We start from the raw sequence: 16,994 nt of genomic DNA on the forward strand, positions 1-16,994 counted from the left end.
TGCTCCCGTTCCTCAATAAATCGCGTATAGCCGCTTAGTTGCCAGCCACGCTTACATTCTTGTCTGCGTCAATTGCTGCGGTCAGCGTCTTGTAGGCACCCGGAAGATCTTTCCCGGCGGCAGCAAACCACGCATTGTACTGATCCTGTGAAACGACGTGGATCGCGATCGGCATGAAAGCGTGATCCTTGCCGCAAATCTGCGAGCACTGACCGTAATACATGCCTTCCTTGTTAGCCTTGAACCAGGTCTCGTTGCTGCGGCCAGCAACGGCATCCATCTTCACACCAAAGGCAGGCATGGAGAATGAGTGGATGACGTCGGCACCAGTGACCAGCAAACGCACGGTCGTATTGACAGGGACGACCATTTCATTGTCGACAGCCAGCAGGCGCGGATAGGCCTTCTTGTCTTCTTTCCCGGCAGCAGCGCGGTCAGTTTCTTTCAACATAACGGAGTCGAAAGAAACCGGCGCTTCGCCGGCCTGATATTCGTACCCCCAATACCATTGAAAGCCGGTGGCCTTGATCGTCAGCTTCGGCTCTTCAGGCGAATACTGCGCCGTCAACAACTGGAAGGAGGGAATCGCCAGAAAGAGAAGAATGACGACTGGACCCACGGTCCAGACGATCTCAACCGCCGTATTGTGGCTGGTCTTTGACGGGACCGGATTGGCGCTGGCGCGGTAGCGATACATCACCCAGGCCAGCAGAACCATCACGAAAAGCGTAATGGGAACGATGAACCACAACGTATAGCGTTCAAACCACTCGATCTGCTCCATAATGGCAGAAGCTGCCGGTTGGAAAGTCATTTGCCAAGGCTCCGGCTGGGCTGCATAAGCAGTGCCGGCACCGAGCAGGCCACTCAGGATACCCATCAGCGTGACAATATTCTTCTTCACCTAGAAATCTCCCGAATGAAGCATTGATTCCATAGAATAAGACTGGGCAGCGTGATGGCCCGATGTATGGCGCGTTCAAACCACACATTAGCTTACATCGCAAGGAAGGCGAACGTGATCTCATGCGGCATTTTTGCGCGCGGCTTTCCATGCGCAAGCCCCAGACCGCTCGAAGCAGCAGTTTTTTCGTTCTTGCAGCTGTTTTGCGGCCCACAGGGCCATTGGGCTCACAATCCGGCCATTTTTCGGCTACACGACATCTTATAGGCCGCGCTATGCTGGGGAGCGTTTGAGCGGCATTCTTTTCATCCGGGGCGGAGCGGTTTAACGTCTGGATGATTCTGTTTTGGAGCCTACATGTTCTCTTTCGCGCTACGTAGCATCGCTGCCGGTCTGCTTGCCCTGTCAATGACTGTCGTTGCGGGCGCCGCAATGGCAGCGCAGCAGAGCGGCACAGTCAAGTCCACCCATGGCGCGTGGTCGATCCTTTGCGATACACCGGCGGGTGCCAAATCAGAGCAATGCGCTCTGATCCAGAACGTCGTTGCGGCGGATCGCCCTGAAATGGGCCTCTCCGTCGTCGTTCTGAAAACTGCGGACAACAAAGCGAAGATTTTGCGCGTCCTGGCCCCTCTTGGTGTGCTTCTGCCTAACGGCCTTGGCCTCAATGTGGATGGCAAAGATATCGGCCGCGCTTACTTCGTTCGCTGCTTCGAGGATGGTTGCTATGCGGAGGTCATTCTGGAGGATCAGCTTGTGCAGACGCTGAAGACCGGCAAGGCGGCGACATTCATTGTCTTCCAGACACCGGAAGAAGGTATCGGCATTCCGGTCGAACTTAATGGGTTTGGCGAGGGTTTTGACGCACTTCCATAAGTTTCGAGGGAGTTTGCGGTTGTCGAAAGGGCTGTGAAGGCCTACATCCCGTTCACACCATTTGAACCGGACCCATTCTCATGAAAAGTCTCATCGACAGTTTTGATGTGCCGCGCGACAAAATCCTCGAAATCGTAAAGCAGAGTCTCGACGGGGCGGATGATGGCGAACTCTTCATCGAATACAGAGAATCAGAGGGCCTCGCCTTTGACAATGGCCGGCTGAAAAACGGTTCATTCAACCAGGATCAGGGTTTTGGCCTGCGCGCCGTGGCCGGTGATTCGGTCGGCTATGCGCACGCGGGCGAGTTGTCGCTAGGCGCATTGAAGCGTGCTTCGGATGCAGCTTCGGCGGTAAGGACTGGCTACGCCGGAACTTATACCGCAGCGCCGCCCGGGACAAACCGGAGCCTCTACGGCGACGAAAATCCGCTTGGCTCTCCCGGTTTCGAGGCGAAGGTGAAACTCCTTCAGGAGATTGATGCCTATCTCCGGGCAAAGGATCCGAAGGTGCGGCAGGTTTCGGTCTCGCTTGCGGCTTCATGGCAGCAGGTAGAAATTCTGCGTGCCGATGGACATTTTGTGCGCGACGTTCGCCCCATGGTTCGGCTTAACGTGTCGGTTGTCGTCGGCGATGGCGACCGGCAGGAAAGCGGCACATATGGTGCAGGCGGGCGCAAGGGCTTCGGCGAGTTCATCGTCGCGGATAAATGGCAATACGCTGCCGATGAAGCACTGCGCCAGGCTCTGGTAAATCTGGAGGCAATCCCTGCGCCCGCTGGCACATTCGACATCGTGCTTTCCAGCGGCTGGCCCGGCGTGATGCTTCACGAAGCTGTCGGCCACGGTCTTGAGGGTGATTTCAACCGGAAGAAAACGTCGGCCTTTGCCGGTTTGCTCGGCCAGAAGGTAGCCTCGAAAGGGGTTACCGTTGTCGATGACGGCACCATCTCCGAACGTCGGGGCTCACTGACAGTCGACGACGAGGGCATGCCAACCAACAAGACCGTGTTGATCGATGACGGCATTCTGGTCGGCTACATGCAGGATCGGCAAAACGCACGCCTGATGGGAATGGAGCCGACCGGCAATGGGCGGCGCGAATCCTATGCGCATGCGCCGATGCCGCGCATGACGAACACCTATATGCTCGGCGGCGACAAGACGCCGGAAGAAATCATCGCCTCGGTGAAGAAAGGGATCTATGCCGTTTCCTTCGGTGGTGGCCAAGTAGACATCACCTCCGGCAAATTCGTGTTCGGTTGTACCGAAGCCTACATGATCGAGAACGGCAAGATCGGCGCGCCCGTCAAGGGCGCCATGTTGATCGGCAATGGACCCGACGCGATGCAACGCATTTCAATGATCGGCAATGACCTGCAGCTTGATACGGGCATTGGCAATTGTGGTAAGGGCGGTCAATGGGTGCCAGTGGGTGTCGGCCAACCACATCTGCGTATGGATCAGATGACGGTAGGCGGGACGGCGGTCTAACTATAGGTCCCTATTTCTTGCTGAGCAAAGCCACCACTTCGACGTGCGAAGACCAGAGAAACTGATCAATTGGCACGACGCGGTCGATTTTATAGCCACCCTTGACAAGGATGCTCAGGTCGCGGCCGAGGGTGACCGGATTGCACGAGATCGCCGCAACTTTCGACACGCTGGATTTCGCGATCTCGATTGCCTGTGCTTCCGCGCCCGCGCGCGGCGGGTCAAAGACGAGACCTGCGTATGGCTTCAGTTCCCGCGTCAGAAACGGTCGCCGGAACAAATCACGGCGCTCCACCGTGACCGGCTTGAGACCCTGAACATGCCGGATGCTGCGATCCATCGCATCAACGGCGGATTGCTCACCCTCGACAGCATGGACTGCTGATTTCTCTGCCATCCTGAATGTGAAGGTGCCAGAACCGCTAAAGAGGTCGATTGTCTTCTTTGTCTTTGCCAGATGACCCGTCAACAATGCAGACATGGCTACCTCGGCTTCCAGGGTCGCCTGGAGAAAGCCACCAGCGGGTAGAAAAACTGGAACTTTACCAAACTGAACAATGGGTTTTCGTGGCTCGACGATGATTTCGCCTTCAAAGCTCAGTCGGGCAAAATCCTTTTTGATAACCAGCGCTGTCAGCGCCTGACGTTTTGCGGCGTCGGGTGCGCCACATCCTGACGCCATGATATCCAGCCCTGAAGCCGTCGCCGTGACTGTCAGTTTGAAGGGTTTCATACCGCCACCAAGAACAGCTACGAGTTCGCGCAAGTCGTCAAGACGCGAAACGATCTCCGGTACAGTTACTGGACATTCCACGATATCTATCAGTTCGTGACTGAGATGTTTGTTGAAACCGAGTACGGCACCCCGCTCACTCGTGCGAACCGCAAAGACGGCACGGCGCCGGGTCCGCGGCGCACACGGCACAAGCGGATCGAGCGTGAACGCGAACCCCCTGCCCGCGAGCGCGTCGTGGACGAGCGATCTTTTCCAATCGCGATAGGCGCTGTCCTGCCAATGCTGCAAGGTGCAGCCTCCGCACTCCTCAAAGTGGCGGCAGGCGGGCGCAATACGCTCGGGCGATGGTTCCAGCAGCGCCACAAGCGTGGCACGGCCATGCTCCAGCGCAACATTGGCAACCTCGCCGGGCAACGAAAACGGCACATAGGCGCTTCCCGCCGAAGTGGCGGCAATGCCGTCGCCCCCGGCGCCCATCCGTTCGATCGTTACGCGCGTACTCATAAGATTTTACTTCTCAATCGTGGCTTTCAGGCCGGTCAGCAGAAACTCGCGATTGCCATCGCCGCCCTCTATGGGTGAAGGGCAGTACCCAAGGGCTTTCCAGCCCGGCAATCCATCCAACCAGTTCCTTAGATCATTTGCGACGCGTTCACCATCCTTCGGATCGCGCAAAATGCCGCCTTTGCCGATCGCTTCGCGCCCGGCCTCGAATTGCGGCTTGACGAGAAGAACGCAGTGGCTGCCAGGCTCTGCCAGCCCCAAGGCCGGTGGCAGCGCGAGTTTCAACGATATAAAACTGACGTCGGACACGACGAGATTGATCTTGCGACCCTCAAGATGCTCGCGGACCAATTCCCGGGCATTGAGCATTTCAAGATTTATGACACGTGCATCGGCCTTGAGACTCTCATGTAGTTGGCCATGCCCAACATCGACAGCGATCACGGTATCTGCATCGCGCTTGAGCAGGACCTGCGTGAAACCACCTGTGGACGCACCAATATCAAGAGCAATGCAACCTTTCACATCGATGGCAAAATGATCAAGACCGGCGATAAGCTTCAGTGCAGCGCGCGACACATAAGGGCTTGCCGGGTCATCAACGCTGATCAAGGCTGTTTCGCCAATAATTGCACCGGGTTTGGTGACGAGAGCCCCATCAACCCGCACGGTTCCGCGTAAAATGGCATCACGTGCTCGCGAGCGGCTGGCAAACAGCCCATTTGCCACAAGAAGCTGATCTAGACGCATCAGCCCGTCTTACGCACGGACGGGTGCAGCCATGTGGTCGCGCCCCAGCGCAGCAAACACTGTTCGCACGATGCCCGCACTGTCGAGACCTGAATGGGCATACATTGCTTCCGGTTTTGCGTGGTCGAGATAGAGGTCAGGCAATGTCAACGTGCGGACACGAAGGCCGTTATCCAGCAACCCGTCGCGGCTCAAAAAATGCAGAACGTGTGAGGCAAAGCCTCCGATGGCCCCCTCCTCTACCGTAACGAACACTTCGTGCTCTCGCGCCAGACGACGAGATCAAATCCTCGTCCAACGGCTTGGCAAACCGTGCGTCGGCAACGGTTGTAGAAAGTCCCGCCGCGTCCAACTCATCTGCGGCAGCCAAACATTCTTGCAGGCGGGTGCCAAACGAGAGCAATGCGATCTTTGACCCCTCACGGACAACCCGGCCTTTGCCGATCTGTAGAGCCTGTCCCCGCTCGGGCAAATCGATACCTACACCGTCACCGCGTGGATAGCGAAACGAGATCGGCCCTTCATCATACTCGGCCGCCGTGCGCACCATATGGCGCAACTCGGCCTCATCAGATGCGGCCATGACAACGAAACCCGGCAATGCAGCCAGGAAACCCGTATCGAATGAGCCGGCATGAGTCGCGCCGTCAGCACCGACCAGCCCTGCCCGATCTATGGGAAAACGCACCGGCAAGTTCTGCAGCGACACATCGTGCACCACCTGATCGTAACCACGCTGCAGAAATGTCGAATAGATCGCGGCAAACGGCTTTAACCCTTCGCTTGCCAGACCAGCTGCGAAAGTTACAGCATGCTGTTCGGCGATGCCAACATCGAAGGTACGTTCGGGAAAAACCTCCCCAAAAAGGTCGAGACCGGTTCCACCCGGCATCGCTGCTGTTACGGCAACGATCCTGTCGTCGTGACGTGCTTCCTCGATCATGCTCGTAGCAAAGACCTTCGTATAACTTGGCGCGTTGGCCGGGGGCTTCGCCTGCGCTCCGGTGATGACGTCGAATTTGTTAACACCGTGGTATTTGTCCGCGGCCGCCTCGGCCGGAGCGTAACCCTTGCCCTTTTGTGTAACGACATGGATCAGAACCGGGCCGTCCATCGTGTCGCGGACGTTCTTCAGTACGGGCAACAGATGGTCGAGATTGTGCCCGTCGATCGGTCCGACATAGTAGAAGCCGAGCTCTTCGAACATCGTACCGCCGGTCCAGAAGCCGCGGGCATACTCTTCCGATAGACGCGCCTTCTCCTGCAGGAATTTCGGCAGCCTCTTGGCAAGCTGTTTGGCAGTTTCGCGGAACGAGCGGTAAGCCCGCCCGGAGACAAGGCGCGCCAGATAAGCGCTCATAGCGCCAGTAGGAGGTGCAATCGACATATCGTTGTCGTTGAGAATGACGATGAGGCGCGCATCGAGAGCTCCGGCATTGTTCATCGCCTCATAGGCCATGCCTGCGGACATCGCTCCATCGCCTATCACCGAGATCACGTTGCGCTTCGTGCCGGAAAGATCGCTGGCAACCGCCATTCCGAGACCTGCGGAAATCGACGTGGACGAATGGGCAGCGCCAAAGGGGTCGTACTCGCTTTCGCTGCGCTTGGTAAATCCGGAAAGACCGCCTTCCTGCCGCAGGCTGCGGATACGGTGGCGCCGTCCGGTCAATATCTTGTGCGGATAGGCCTGATGGCCGACATCCCAGATGATCCGGTCATGCGGCGTATCGAAAACATGATGGAGCGCGACCGTCAGTTCGACGACCCCAAGACCCGCGCCGAGATGGCCGCCCGTGGTCGAAACCGCATCAATCAGTTCGGTTCGCAATTCCTGCGTCAGCTGAGGCAGATCGGATTCCGGCAGTTGACGCAAATCCAAGGGAATTTTAACGCGATCAAGCAGTGGTGTTTCAAAATTCTTGGCCAAAGCGCAGGTTCCAGTTCCAAGCTCAATTCCTGCCGTTTCCCTAAAGGAAAACCAGCAGACCATCAAGAAGCGGAGTTTACCGCTCCATGGGTCGGTTTTCAGGCAGTGGTATGAATTCTTCCTCGTCGCCTGGCACGATATCGAAACGGCCCGTGCGCCATTCTTCTTTTGCCTGCTCGATCCGTTCCTGGGACGAAGACACGAAATTCCACCAGATATAGCGCTTGGACGCCAGAGCAGCACCTCCAAACAGCATCAGGTGCGCGCCTTGCGGTGCACGGACAATGATCTCGTCACCGGCGCGGAACACCAATAGACGGTCCGCCGGGAAGTTCTCTCCGGCAACTTCTACCGAGCCGTCCAGCGTATAGATGGCCCGCTCTTCGGCAATGTTGGCTGGCAACTGAATATGGCTTCCGGGATCAAGCCGAATGTCCACGTAAAGCGTTTCCGCATGCTGTTTGACGGGAGAACCAGCCCCATGGAACTTGCCCATGACGATACGCGCTTCCATACCTGCTTCGCGCAGGACAGGCAGTTCACCTACGCCTGTATTGGCAAAGGCCGGGTTGATTTCCTCCAGATGATCTGGCAGTGCGAGCCAGGTCTGCAGCCCCGAAATCGGCAACGGCTCGGTCCGCAGCTCCTCCGGTGAACGTTCTGAATGAACGATTCCGCGGCCGGCCGTCATGAGATTGACGTCACCAGGTTTGATGACCATTTCCGTGCCGAGGCTGTCGCGGTGGCGTATATTCCCATCGAAAAGATAGGTTACAGTCGAAAGGCCGATATGCGGATGCGGCCGCACGTCAAGCGCATCGGTCGGGCGAAGGATCGCCGGGCCCATCCGGTCGAAGAAAATGAAGGGACCGACAAGTCGGCGCTTGGCGCTCGGCAGGGCACGCCGCACTTCGAGCCCGCCAATATCGCTGGTGCGCGGGATAATTAGCGTCTCGATTGCATCGATTGCTGCCAAGTCACCTATCTTGGGGTCTGGGCAAGGGGAAAAACTCATGTGCGTTACTCCGGAGGGGTCGAGACGCCAGCATAACGGTTCATCGCCTTACTGAACAGCATCGCTGTGCTTCACTCCGGATCGAGCGGCTCTGTGCCGACGGGTTCACCGTTACGGCCAAGACGGATTTTCTGCACTTTGTCTTCAGCAGCGCTCAAGAGCGTATCGCAATGCTTCTTGAGGGCTTCTCCCCGTTCATAGATCCGGATCGACTGTTCAAGTGGCACATCACCACGTTCCAGATCATCAACTATTTTTTCCAGCTGATCGAGCGCCTGCTCAAAGCTCATGGCAGCGATATCGGAATTGTTCTGTACATCGGCCATGCTTCATCCTCCCATCAACCGTCTTATATGCGCGCCCGCCGAGAGCGACATACCTTTCAGGTCGTAGCCGCCTTCCAGAAGGCTGACAAGGCGGTTTGACGCATAGCTCCCAGCTCTTTCCATCAGGGCACCTGTCGCCCAGTCAAAATCATCCTCGTTCAGATTTATTTCCGCCAACGGGTCGCGATGATGAGCATCGAAGCCGGCAGAAACGATAATCAGCTCCGGCCGAAACTCATCGATAGCGGGGAGAATACGCGTGTTGAATGCTTCTCTGAAATGGTCGCTGCCAGTCTGCGGACTGAGAGGCGCATTGATGATATTGCCAGCACCCGTTTCGTCCTTTGCTCCGGTGCCCGGATAGAGCGGCATCTGATGCGTCGAACAGTAAAGCACCGACGGATCATCCCAGAAGATGTCCTGCGTACCATTGCCGTGATGCACGTCCCAATCGACGATTGCAACACGTTCAATGCCATGGGCTTTTTGGGCGTGCCTAGCTGCGATCGCGGCGCTGTTGAACAGACAAAAGCCCATGGCTTTGTCCCGCTCTGCGTGGTGGCCGGGGGGACGCGAAGCCACGAAGACATTGTCCGCGACACCAGTAAATACGTCATCCACAGCAGCATTGGCGGCACCGATTGCCGTCAAAACCGCTTCCCAGCTTTTGGGGCTCACAGTCGTATCCGAATCGACTCGAGTCAGTCCTTCTTCGGGGATGGTACTGCGTACACGTTCAATAAACGTCTGGGGATGTGTATAAAGGATCGTTGTTTCGTCGCCCATTGGTGCCTGGACGCGATCCAGTGCATCGAAGGTGCTATCCTCCAGCACCTTGTTGAGCGCGCGCAATCGATCCGGCCGTTCAGGATGCCCCGGAGGGGTCAAATGTTCCAGATAAATCGGGTGCGAATAAAGACGAGTTACCATTAAAGCTTTCTGCAACAGCAAAAGGGCGTGAGCATGACCAGGCAGTCACGCACAAATTTGCACCAGCTACCCGCAGTTGTACAAGAGACAAGTCAGCGAATTCTACCGTACGTGCCGATTGGTCAAGCTATGCTCAATGCCTGCGTCAGATCGGCAATCAAGTCATCCGGATGTTCGATGCCGATCGACAACCTGATCGTTGAATCCAGCACGCCGATGCGCTGGCGCACGTCGATGGGGACGCCCGAATGAGTCATCGTTGCCGGATGGCTGGCGAGCGACTCCGTTCCGCCGAGGCTCACGGCAAGCTTCAATATCTGCAGGGCGTTGAGGAACTTGAAGGCCGCGGGCTGTCCACCTACAATGTCAAATGAGAATGTCGAGCCAGCTCCGGTGCACTGAGCGGCAAACGTTTTGCCAAGCGGTGAAGACGCGTCGTGGTACGGGAGATAGTGTATTTTCTCGACCTTCGGATGGTCACGAAGGAAATTGGCAATGGCCAAGGCGTTATTGTCAGCCTTCTCCATGCGAATACTGAGAGTTTCGAGTGATCGGCCGAGCATCCAGCAGGAATGCGGATCGAGTTGCGTACCGATCGCGCCACGCAGAGCTTTGACCTGCTTCATCACGGCTCTTGATCCGAGCGCTGCTCCGGCAATCAAATCGGAGTGACCACCGACATATTTTGTCAGCGAATACAGCGAAATATCCGCGCCGTGCTCGATGGGCCGTTGGAATACCGGTCCAAGCAACGTGTTGTCGCAAGCGATTATCGGGCGGTGGCCCTGCTTTTCGCCAATAGCCTCGGCGATCCGGCGGATCATTGCCACATTAACCAGGCTGTTGGTTGGATTGGCTGGCGTTTCGATCAGGATGACCGAGACACGGCCTTTCTGCATCGCCTGATCAGCCGCAGCTTGTACCGAAGCTTCGTTCACGCCGTCAGCGAAGCCCACGGCTGCAACGCCCATGTTGAGGAACGTCTTGGCGAGCAGCGTTTCCGTGCCACCATAAAGCGGCTGCGAGTGCAGGATCGAGTCGCCCGGACGGACGAAGGCAAACAGGGTCGTGGCAATCGCCGACATTCCCGAGGAAAAAACCGCACAGTTTTCCGTGCGCTCATAGACAGCCAGCCGGTCCTCGACGATTTCGCTATTGGGATGATTAAAACGTGAGTAGACCAGACCAGCCGCCGTACCGGCCGGCGGTTCTTTGCGACCAGAGACAAAATCGAAGAAATCCCGGCCTTCTTCCGCGGACTTGAATACGAAGGTCGAGGTCAAGAATACAGGTGGTTTGACAGCCCCCTCGGATAGTTCCGGGTCGTAGCCGTAGTTCAGCATCAGCGTCTCAGGATGCAGTTCGTGATTGCCGATATGCGTTTTGGAGGGATGGGGAGCGGTCATGGCAGTCTCCTCGCTGAATGAGCCTATCCAGCGAGATTATAGCAAATCCAACGACCATTCCTTGCTATTTTGAAGCGGCCTTCGCAACAAGCGAGAGCCAGTTTTCAAATAATGTCGGTCTTGGTGATCTGGATACCAAAGCCTTCGAGCCCGACATAGTGCCGTTCGCGCGAAGACAGTAGACGGATCGACGTAATACCAAGATCCTTCAATATCTGGGCGCCAAGCCCGATTTGACGCCATTCCTCTTCGCGCACGCGCGCTTCAGCGTGGGCTTCGCGCTCCTGCAATGCCGCGCGATTGCGGTCATCATCCCGGCCAACACCGACCGATCCTTCGCGCAGATAGACAATCACTCCGCGCTTTTCCTCGGCGATGCGCTTCATGATACTGTCCAGCGTGTTGCGGGCGCCGAATACATCACTCAGCACATCCTCACGCTGTAGGCGAACAGGAACATCCTCACCATCGCGAATATCGCCATAGACAATGGCGGCATGGTGCATTGGCTCCCATGGCAGTGCGTATGTTATCGCAGTGGCCTGTCCGGCGCATGTATCGATCACGTACTCGCCAATTCGCTCGATCAGCGTTTCCTTGCGCTGGCGGTAGGCAATGAGATCGGCGACTGTTACCTGCTGGAGGTTATGCGTTTCGGCAAAGCCTGCAACCTGGGGGCCACGCATAACCGAACCGTCGTCGTTCACCAACTCGCAAATGACTCCGACAGGAGGCAGGCCCGCCAGCTTGCAAAGATCAACCGCAGCCTCTGTATGGCCGGAACGCATCAATACGCCTCCTTCGCGGGCCACCAGCGGAAAGATGTGACCGGGACGCACGAAATCGACGGCACCGGCATTTGGATTGGCAAGGTTTCTGGCTGTCAACGTGCGATCTTCAGCCGAGATGCCGGTCGTCGTGCCATGTTTGTAGTCGACAGTGACGGTAAACGCCGTCGAATGGGGCGCATCATTGTCGGCCACCATTGGCGCGAGATTCAAACGTTTGGCGTGCTCGCGGGTCATCGGCGTGCAGACAATGCCTGAAGTGTGGCGAACGATGAAGGCCATCTTCTCGGGCGTACAGTGAACTGCGGCGACGATCAGATCACCTTCGTTCTCGCGGCCGTCATCGTCCATGACAACCACGATTTCACCGCGTTCGAAAGCGCGTAGGGCATCGACGACCCGTTTTTGATTGTAGGCCATAGGAGCGTCCCCTTGCTTAGATACGGCCGGTCTGGCCGCGATGTCTGAGATAATGATCTGCGATGGCGCACGCCACCATTGCTTCGCCGATCGGCACGGCACGAATACCGACACATGGGTCATGTCTGCCCTTGGTCATGATATCGACCTGATTTCCATCGGCATCGATGCTCCGGCGCGGCGTCAAAATCGATGATGTCGGCTTGACGGCAAAGCGCGCGACGACCGGTGCGCCGCTGGAAATGCCGCCCAGAATGCCACCGGCATGGTTGGACAGGAAAATTGGCTTGCCGTCGTTACCCATCCGCATTTCGTCAGCGTTTTCCTCACCGGTAAGTCGCGCAGTGTCGAAACCATCGCCAATCTCTACGCCTTTCACGGCATTGATCGACATGAGATAGCTGGCGATATCCTGATCAAGCTTGCCGTAGATCGGAGCACCGAGACCTGCCGGAACGTTCTCCGCCACGACTTCAACAATAGCACCAATGGAAGACCCTGCCTTGCGAATGCCGTCCAGATAGTCCGCGAATATGTCGACCGACCCCGCGTCCGGTGTGAAGAATGGATTGTTGTTTACCTCATCCCAATCCCAACGGCTGCGATCGATGGTATGTATTCCCATCCCAACCAGTGCTCCACGCACAACGAGATCGGGCACCACCTTGCGCGCTATGGCGCCGGCGGCAACGCGCGCAGCGGTTTCACGCGCCGAAGAACGTCCGCCGCCCCGATAGTCGCGGATCCCATATTTGACATCATAGGTGTAGTCGGCGTGACCCGGACGATACTGGCGAGCGATATCGCCGTAATCTTTGGAACGCTGATCGGTGTTCTCGATCATCATCGAGATCGGCGTCCCCGTCGAAATCATGGTAACGCCGTCATCTTGCAGCATAACGCCGGAAAGCACGCGGACCTGATCAGGCTCGCGACGTTGCGTGGTGTATTTCGACTGCCCGGGCCTGCGTTTATCGAGGTACGACTGGATCTCCGCCTCAGTGAAGGAAATGCCGGGAGGGCAGCCATCGACCACGCATCCAAGCGCAATTCCATGGCTCTCACCCCATGTGGTGACGCGAAAAAGATGACCGAAAGTATTGTGCGACATAAGCGTACTCGACGTTTTGTCAGGGGGTTTTATGAGCGTTTACTCCTGTGGTCAAACCCGCCGTTGAAATTCCTTTATCCCACACGAAAAAAGCAATTGTTTTGCCACGTACGTGACTAGGCAGTTTTAAGGACGGCTAAAAGCGGAAAAAACCAATAAAAACAAGCTATCTTCGGTATACATTGGAAACCAAGATTTCCATTTGGCAATGGGATTTCTAACTTTTCTTGCCAAATTCTTGCCAAATGTTCGCTGCCTGTTCCGGTCATTCCAGCCCGGCAAAATGCTGGCTGACCATGGCCGTGGCCTTGGCGTCATCGCCTTCGTCGGGATGCGCATAAGTTTCCAATGTGAGTCGCGGACTCGCATGTCCCAAACGCTGCGCGACGCTGATGATGGTCGCGCCGGAATTGACCAGCAAACTGCCATGGCTATGCCGCCATGCGTGGCAGGGCTGCGCGTCCATTATGCCGACCTTGCGCATCAACCGGCGCAATTTATGGGTCATTTCGATGGGAGGCATCGGCGTCCCGTCCATCTGCGGAAAAACAAGCATCGGTTTGCGCTGGTATTCCTTGCCCCATTGCAATGCGTATTCGGCCTGCCTGATCTTGTGCTGGCGCAACAGCGCTGCAATCGAAGGCGGCACGCTGATAGTGCGGAGCGACGATTCGGTTTTGGCCCGCGTCCGCAACACGGTATTGCCGCTGCGATCAACCGCCACCGTGCGCGTGATCTCGACGACGCCGGTGTCGAGGTTTATATCGCTCCAGCTCAGGCCGAGCAGTTCGCTTCTTCTCAATCCGGTGGCAAGCAGCACGCGGGCGACGAGTCCGATATGGGGGTAAACCATGCCCTTGGCCTGATAGCGGTCCGCCTGTGCGAGCAGGCGCTTGGTCTCGTCCTTGGTGAGCGCCCGCGCCTTCTTACGCTTGCTCAAGCTTGGAGCCTTGGCATCCTCTGCCGGGTTATCCCGAAACAGCTTCTGCCGCCGCGCCGCCTCCATGGCAGTGAAAATCACCCGGTGCATCGAGGCCATGGTCGACGTCGCCAGCGGTTTGCCCTTGCCGGGTTTCGAGCCGCGATGGCCATTGTTGCGCAGGGTGAGATACGCCATTTCGAGATCGTAGCTCGTCAGCCGCGTTAACAGGATTGTGCCGATATGCGGCATCAGGCGGTTGATGTTGTTGCGGTAGGACCGCAGGGTATCGGCGCTGCGGGTTTCGCCATCCTGCTCGATATCGTCGAGCCAGCGGTTGCAAAAACCGGCGACGGTCAAGTCTTCCGGGTCGCCATAGCCGCCTTCAACCTCGGTCTCGACCTTGGTCTTGAACGCCTTGGCATCCTTGGCATTGTCAAAGTTTTTCGACGGCTGCTTGATGACGATGCCGGTCCGGTCCTTCAGCGTCCATTGCACCTTCCAGTACTTCGTGCCTTTCGGCGTTTTCTTGGTGTAGATGTTGGCCATGGTCATGCAACTCCCTTGGCAAGACTTGCCGCCGCCCGGCAGGTGGTTGAGCAGTATTTCGTTCCGGCGCGGTAAACCGGAAACCAGTCATTGCAATGCAGGCAGGTGTTCATCGGCAGGCGTGCGTCGATCATGTGCGCAGCGCTGCCGTGCAGAAAGGCGTCCAAGCTGGGGGCAAACGGCTGCGTTGCCAATCTCCCTTCACCCGGCACAACGTGAGGTGAAAACCGGATCAGCAGCTTGGTTATTTCCAGAAGGTCGGTGAGAGCGGCGGTGCAGGCTGCGGCATCGGCCTCAATCCGTGCCACGCCGTCCGTGTCGCGTTCGCCAAAGAGCGCCGCCGCCGCTTGCAGCGTCTTCTTCACGCCGGACCAGCGCGCCGTCGTCAATGTCGAGTTCGGGGTCATGAATTTGAACGGATCGCCCTTGCGCTGCATCCAGTCCGTCACCGCTTCCCTGTCGTCGAGCGACATGCTGGCGAAGCTGCGCCACCAGCCGTTTGGCCGCTTCTCGGTAAACGGGCGACCGTTGCCGCTGAGTTCGAACTTCCAGACCTGTTCTTCTCCGTCCGGCTCATCGTTCGGTCCGCTGCTGTAAAGCACCGTCTGGCGGTCGACGACCTTGGCCGCTGGCCAGCAGTGGCCGTAATAGGTCAGGCGGGAAAAAACGTAATCGGCCATGTTCAAATGCTCTCCAACGCGCTTACGGTGCGCTAATGTCGGCAAATTACGTCAGAGACGTTTACAGTGCAAGTCTATACTTGTTTAAGCGGATATTTGTAGCTATTATCGCTTTATCGTACCGCCGAGGAGGTTAACAATGGCAAACGCGAGCAACTTTGACCGCAAGCGCGCTCCGCGCCGCAAAGGCCCCGGAAACACCATCAAAGGAACCGCCGAGAAGCTCGACGTTTCCGAAAAGAAGGTGCGCGAATTCATCCGCGACGGCATTATTACGCCTGTCGCGTTCGGCAAGCTGGTGCGGATACCGGATGCGCAGATCGAAAAAGTGAGGGAAATCTTCGCTTAAATTTTACAGCCAGCGGGTCGCTGGAGACCATCAAAAAGGGGAGCCTCGTGGGGCGGGTTATGACGATCCGCTTCACAAACAACAAACCCGCCCGGATGAGGGGCGGGCCTGCGCTGGGGGATCAAGACGATACGCTACGTCTCGATTTTATCGCGCGGAGCCTGCCGATGCAACCGGGCCGTTGAAAGGCTTCCGGTTTCTATGTCTGCGCATGACGACGATCTTTCCCCGAAGACCATTGCCCGCGATGGCATCCTTTATCATCCGACACTGACTGCGCGGCAGCGCCACGTCGCCGCCTGCCTCATCGACCGCTGGAACGAAAGAGACAATCTTTGCAACCCCGGAACGCGGTGCATTGCCATGGATACAGGTTACGACCGGGCGGATATTCGCGACATTCTGGACGAGCTATGCGAAGGCGAGGACAGGCTGTTTGACCGCATTCCCGGCATCCAAGGACGTGGCCGCAGCACGCGATATCATCCGCGCCTTGAAGCGTTCGAAACGCACCGTCAAGAGCATGCCAGACGCCGGGCGCTAACTGATGGAGAAAAGGGGGTGGTGGAACCCCCTATAATTGCAGAAAAGGGGGGGATAGTACCCCCTATTAAAAAGGGGGGTATTTCGGGCATAAAAGGGGGTACCGGTACCCCCAGAAACCTTAAAGAAACCCATAAAGAAAGAAGCGCGCATGCGCGCGACGCGAAGACGGATTTTTCTTTTGGGAAAAAATCCGCTCCGCTCAGTGCTGAGGAAACAAGGAAGGCAGCGCTGCACCGTTGGTGGAACGATCTTCACCGCGACGACAGGTGGCGGCAATGCAATGCCTTTGAGAATCTCCGCGACCGGAGTGGAGCTGCGTTGTTTGACCTGCTCACCGAAGCTGAGCTTGCCGAGCAAGGCGGTGGCTTCAAGTTGATCGTCGAACTGATCAACCTTGACGATCCCGTGGCCGCAGTGCGGACGCGGCTCGCGACGAGGAGCGCGCCATGACAACCGATCCACGCTGCCAGCTCCTTGCCGACGAAATTCACGAAGCGATCTGGCGCGTGCTGCGTGACGACGCCAACGCACCGCTTTCCATCATCGTCAACGCGACGGTTTCAATTTTAGCGCACTACGTCGTCGCCGCCGTGCCAGCGGAAGAGCGGGAAAAGGCGGTGCCGCTTTTGACGGCTGCGTTTGAGGAGGCGCTGGCACAGCACGGCGTTATCCGCGATTGCCCGTGGGCGCAGGATTTGGACGGAACGAAGCATTGAGATCGGCCAGCCGAAAGGCCGGTGACTTTCGGCAACTGAACAGGAA

Annotated in this window: 18 protein-coding genes; 5 read left to right on the forward strand and 13 right to left on the reverse strand. The window is 57.2% G+C overall.

Annotation, left to right across the window (positions count from 1 at the left end; genetic code table 11):
• Positions 1-34: 34 nt before the first annotated feature.
• Positions 35-880, reverse strand: coding sequence for a cytochrome c oxidase subunit II (gene coxB, locus N8E88_RS31265; protein ID WP_262295703.1), 846 nt, complete (start codon positions 878-880; stop codon positions 35-37).
• A 432-nt stretch (positions 881-1,312) separates the two neighbouring features.
• Between coxB and N8E88_RS31270 the strand changes: the two genes are divergently transcribed.
• On the forward strand, positions 1,313-1,780 hold the full coding sequence (locus N8E88_RS31270) for an invasion associated locus B family protein (protein ID WP_224506004.1): 468 nt from the start codon (positions 1,313-1,315) through the stop codon (positions 1,778-1,780).
• Between the two features lie 80 nt (positions 1,781-1,860).
• Positions 1,861-3,273: a metalloprotease TldD gene (gene tldD, locus N8E88_RS31275; protein WP_262293920.1), complete on the forward strand. Its 1,413-nt coding sequence runs from the start codon at positions 1,861-1,863 to the stop codon at positions 3,271-3,273.
• Positions 3,274-3,283: 10 nt separating this feature from the next.
• Here tldD and N8E88_RS31280 read toward each other — a convergent pair whose 3' ends face one another.
• The 12 genes from N8E88_RS31280 to N8E88_RS31330 all read right to left on the reverse strand — a co-directional run bounded on the left by N8E88_RS31280 (position 3,284) and on the right by N8E88_RS31330 (position 15,337).
• Positions 3,284-4,513, reverse strand: coding sequence for a class I SAM-dependent RNA methyltransferase (locus N8E88_RS31280; RefSeq protein WP_262293921.1), 1,230 nt, complete (start codon positions 4,511-4,513; stop codon positions 3,284-3,286).
• Positions 4,514-4,519: 6 nt separating this feature from the next.
• Positions 4,520-5,263 carry a TlyA family RNA methyltransferase gene (locus N8E88_RS31285; RefSeq protein ID WP_262293922.1) on the reverse strand — a complete coding sequence of 248 codons (744 nt, stop codon included), beginning with the start codon at positions 5,261-5,263 and terminating at the stop codon, positions 4,520-4,522.
• 9 nt (positions 5,264-5,272) lie between these two features.
• Positions 5,273-5,518, reverse strand: coding sequence for a transketolase C-terminal domain-containing protein (locus tag N8E88_RS31945; RefSeq protein WP_410010639.1), 246 nt, complete (start codon positions 5,516-5,518; stop codon positions 5,273-5,275).
• Positions 5,433-7,193 (reverse strand): 1-deoxy-D-xylulose-5-phosphate synthase, encoded by a 1,761-nt coding sequence (gene dxs / locus N8E88_RS31290; protein ID WP_410010640.1) that lies wholly within the window; start codon positions 7,191-7,193, stop codon positions 5,433-5,435. Before dxs ends, N8E88_RS31945 begins: the two co-directional genes overlap by 86 nt.
• A 76-nt stretch (positions 7,194-7,269) precedes the next feature.
• Positions 7,270-8,208 (reverse strand): pirin family protein, encoded by a 939-nt coding sequence (locus N8E88_RS31295; RefSeq protein WP_262293923.1) that lies wholly within the window; start codon positions 8,206-8,208, stop codon positions 7,270-7,272.
• A gap of 71 nt (positions 8,209-8,279) precedes the next feature.
• On the reverse strand, positions 8,280-8,534 hold the full coding sequence (locus N8E88_RS31300; RefSeq protein ID WP_262293924.1) for an exodeoxyribonuclease VII small subunit: 255 nt from the start codon (positions 8,532-8,534) through the stop codon (positions 8,280-8,282).
• Between the two features lie 3 nt (positions 8,535-8,537).
• On the reverse strand, positions 8,538-9,464 hold the full coding sequence (locus N8E88_RS31305; RefSeq protein WP_262293925.1) for a histone deacetylase family protein: 927 nt from the start codon (positions 9,462-9,464) through the stop codon (positions 8,538-8,540).
• A gap of 122 nt (positions 9,465-9,586) precedes the next feature.
• The gene (locus N8E88_RS31310) at positions 9,587-10,870 is read right to left on the reverse strand and encodes a cystathionine gamma-synthase family protein (protein ID WP_262293926.1); all 1,284 of its coding nucleotides are present in this window, start codon (positions 10,868-10,870) and stop codon (positions 9,587-9,589) included.
• A gap of 104 nt (positions 10,871-10,974) precedes the next feature.
• Positions 10,975-12,078: a 3,4-dihydroxy-2-butanone-4-phosphate synthase gene (ribB, locus tag N8E88_RS31315; RefSeq protein WP_262293927.1), complete on the reverse strand. Its 1,104-nt coding sequence runs from the start codon at positions 12,076-12,078 to the stop codon at positions 10,975-10,977.
• A 16-nt stretch (positions 12,079-12,094) separates the two neighbouring features.
• Entirely contained in the window at positions 12,095-13,189 is a 1,095-nt protein-coding gene (gene aroC / locus N8E88_RS31320; RefSeq protein WP_262293928.1) for a chorismate synthase, read from the reverse strand.
• 265 nt (positions 13,190-13,454) lie between these two features.
• Positions 13,455-14,657 (reverse strand): tyrosine-type recombinase/integrase, encoded by a 1,203-nt coding sequence (locus tag N8E88_RS31325; protein WP_262293929.1) that lies wholly within the window; start codon positions 14,655-14,657, stop codon positions 13,455-13,457.
• A gap of 2 nt (positions 14,658-14,659) precedes the next feature.
• Complete coding sequence (locus N8E88_RS31330; RefSeq protein WP_262293930.1) at positions 14,660-15,337, reverse strand: hypothetical protein; 678 nt, start codon at positions 15,335-15,337, stop codon at positions 14,660-14,662.
• A 139-nt stretch (positions 15,338-15,476) separates the two neighbouring features.
• Between N8E88_RS31330 and N8E88_RS31335 the strand changes: the two genes are divergently transcribed.
• The 3 genes from N8E88_RS31335 to N8E88_RS31345 all read left to right on the forward strand — a co-directional run bounded on the left by N8E88_RS31335 (position 15,477) and on the right by N8E88_RS31345 (position 16,948).
• Positions 15,477-15,686, forward strand: coding sequence for a helix-turn-helix domain-containing protein (locus N8E88_RS31335; protein ID WP_262293931.1), 210 nt, complete (start codon positions 15,477-15,479; stop codon positions 15,684-15,686).
• A gap of 201 nt (positions 15,687-15,887) precedes the next feature.
• On the forward strand, positions 15,888-16,682 hold the full coding sequence (locus N8E88_RS31340) for a hypothetical protein (protein ID WP_262293932.1): 795 nt from the start codon (positions 15,888-15,890) through the stop codon (positions 16,680-16,682).
• Complete coding sequence (locus tag N8E88_RS31345) at positions 16,679-16,948, forward strand: hypothetical protein (RefSeq protein WP_262293933.1); 270 nt, start codon at positions 16,679-16,681, stop codon at positions 16,946-16,948. Before N8E88_RS31340 ends, N8E88_RS31345 begins: the two co-directional genes overlap by 4 nt.
• The last annotated feature ends 46 nt before the right edge of the window (positions 16,949-16,994 follow it).

It is taken from the genome of Phyllobacterium zundukense (genome assembly GCF_025452195.1).
GTDB classification, from domain to species: Bacteria; Pseudomonadota; Alphaproteobacteria; order Rhizobiales; family Rhizobiaceae; genus Phyllobacterium; species Phyllobacterium zundukense_A.

Bases quoted from the DNA above. Each gene is read 5' to 3' on its own strand.
- coxB (WP_262295703.1), bottom strand. From the start codon at position 880: ATGGGTATCCTGAGTGGCCTGCTCGGTGCCGGCACTGCTTATGCAGCC.
- N8E88_RS31270 (WP_224506004.1), top strand. From the start codon at position 1,313: ATGACTGTCGTTGCGGGCGCCGCAATGGCAGCGCAGCAGAGCGGCACA.
- tldD (WP_262293920.1), top strand. From the start codon at position 1,861: ATGAAAAGTCTCATCGACAGTTTTGATGTGCCGCGCGACAAAATCCTC.
- N8E88_RS31280 (WP_262293921.1), bottom strand. From the start codon at position 4,513: ATGAGTACGCGCGTAACGATCGAACGGATGGGCGCCGGGGGCGACGGC.
- N8E88_RS31285 (WP_262293922.1), bottom strand. From the start codon at position 5,263: ATGCGTCTAGATCAGCTTCTTGTGGCAAATGGGCTGTTTGCCAGCCGC.
- N8E88_RS31295 (WP_262293923.1), bottom strand. From the start codon at position 8,208: ATGAGTTTTTCCCCTTGCCCAGACCCCAAGATAGGTGACTTGGCAGCA.
- N8E88_RS31300 (WP_262293924.1), bottom strand. From the start codon at position 8,534: ATGGCCGATGTACAGAACAATTCCGATATCGCTGCCATGAGCTTTGAG.
- N8E88_RS31305 (WP_262293925.1), bottom strand. From the start codon at position 9,464: ATGGTAACTCGTCTTTATTCGCACCCGATTTATCTGGAACATTTGACC.
- N8E88_RS31310 (WP_262293926.1), bottom strand. From the start codon at position 10,870: ATGACCGCTCCCCATCCCTCCAAAACGCATATCGGCAATCACGAACTG.
- ribB (WP_262293927.1), bottom strand. From the start codon at position 12,078: ATGGCCTACAATCAAAAACGGGTCGTCGATGCCCTACGCGCTTTCGAA.
- aroC (WP_262293928.1), bottom strand. From the start codon at position 13,189: ATGTCGCACAATACTTTCGGTCATCTTTTTCGCGTCACCACATGGGGT.
- N8E88_RS31325 (WP_262293929.1), bottom strand. From the start codon at position 14,657: ATGGCCAACATCTACACCAAGAAAACGCCGAAAGGCACGAAGTACTGG.
- N8E88_RS31330 (WP_262293930.1), bottom strand. From the start codon at position 15,337: ATGGCCGATTACGTTTTTTCCCGCCTGACCTATTACGGCCACTGCTGG.
- N8E88_RS31335 (WP_262293931.1), top strand. From the start codon at position 15,477: ATGGCAAACGCGAGCAACTTTGACCGCAAGCGCGCTCCGCGCCGCAAA.
- N8E88_RS31340 (WP_262293932.1), top strand. From the start codon at position 15,888: ATGTCTGCGCATGACGACGATCTTTCCCCGAAGACCATTGCCCGCGAT.
- N8E88_RS31345 (WP_262293933.1), top strand. From the start codon at position 16,679: ATGACAACCGATCCACGCTGCCAGCTCCTTGCCGACGAAATTCACGAA.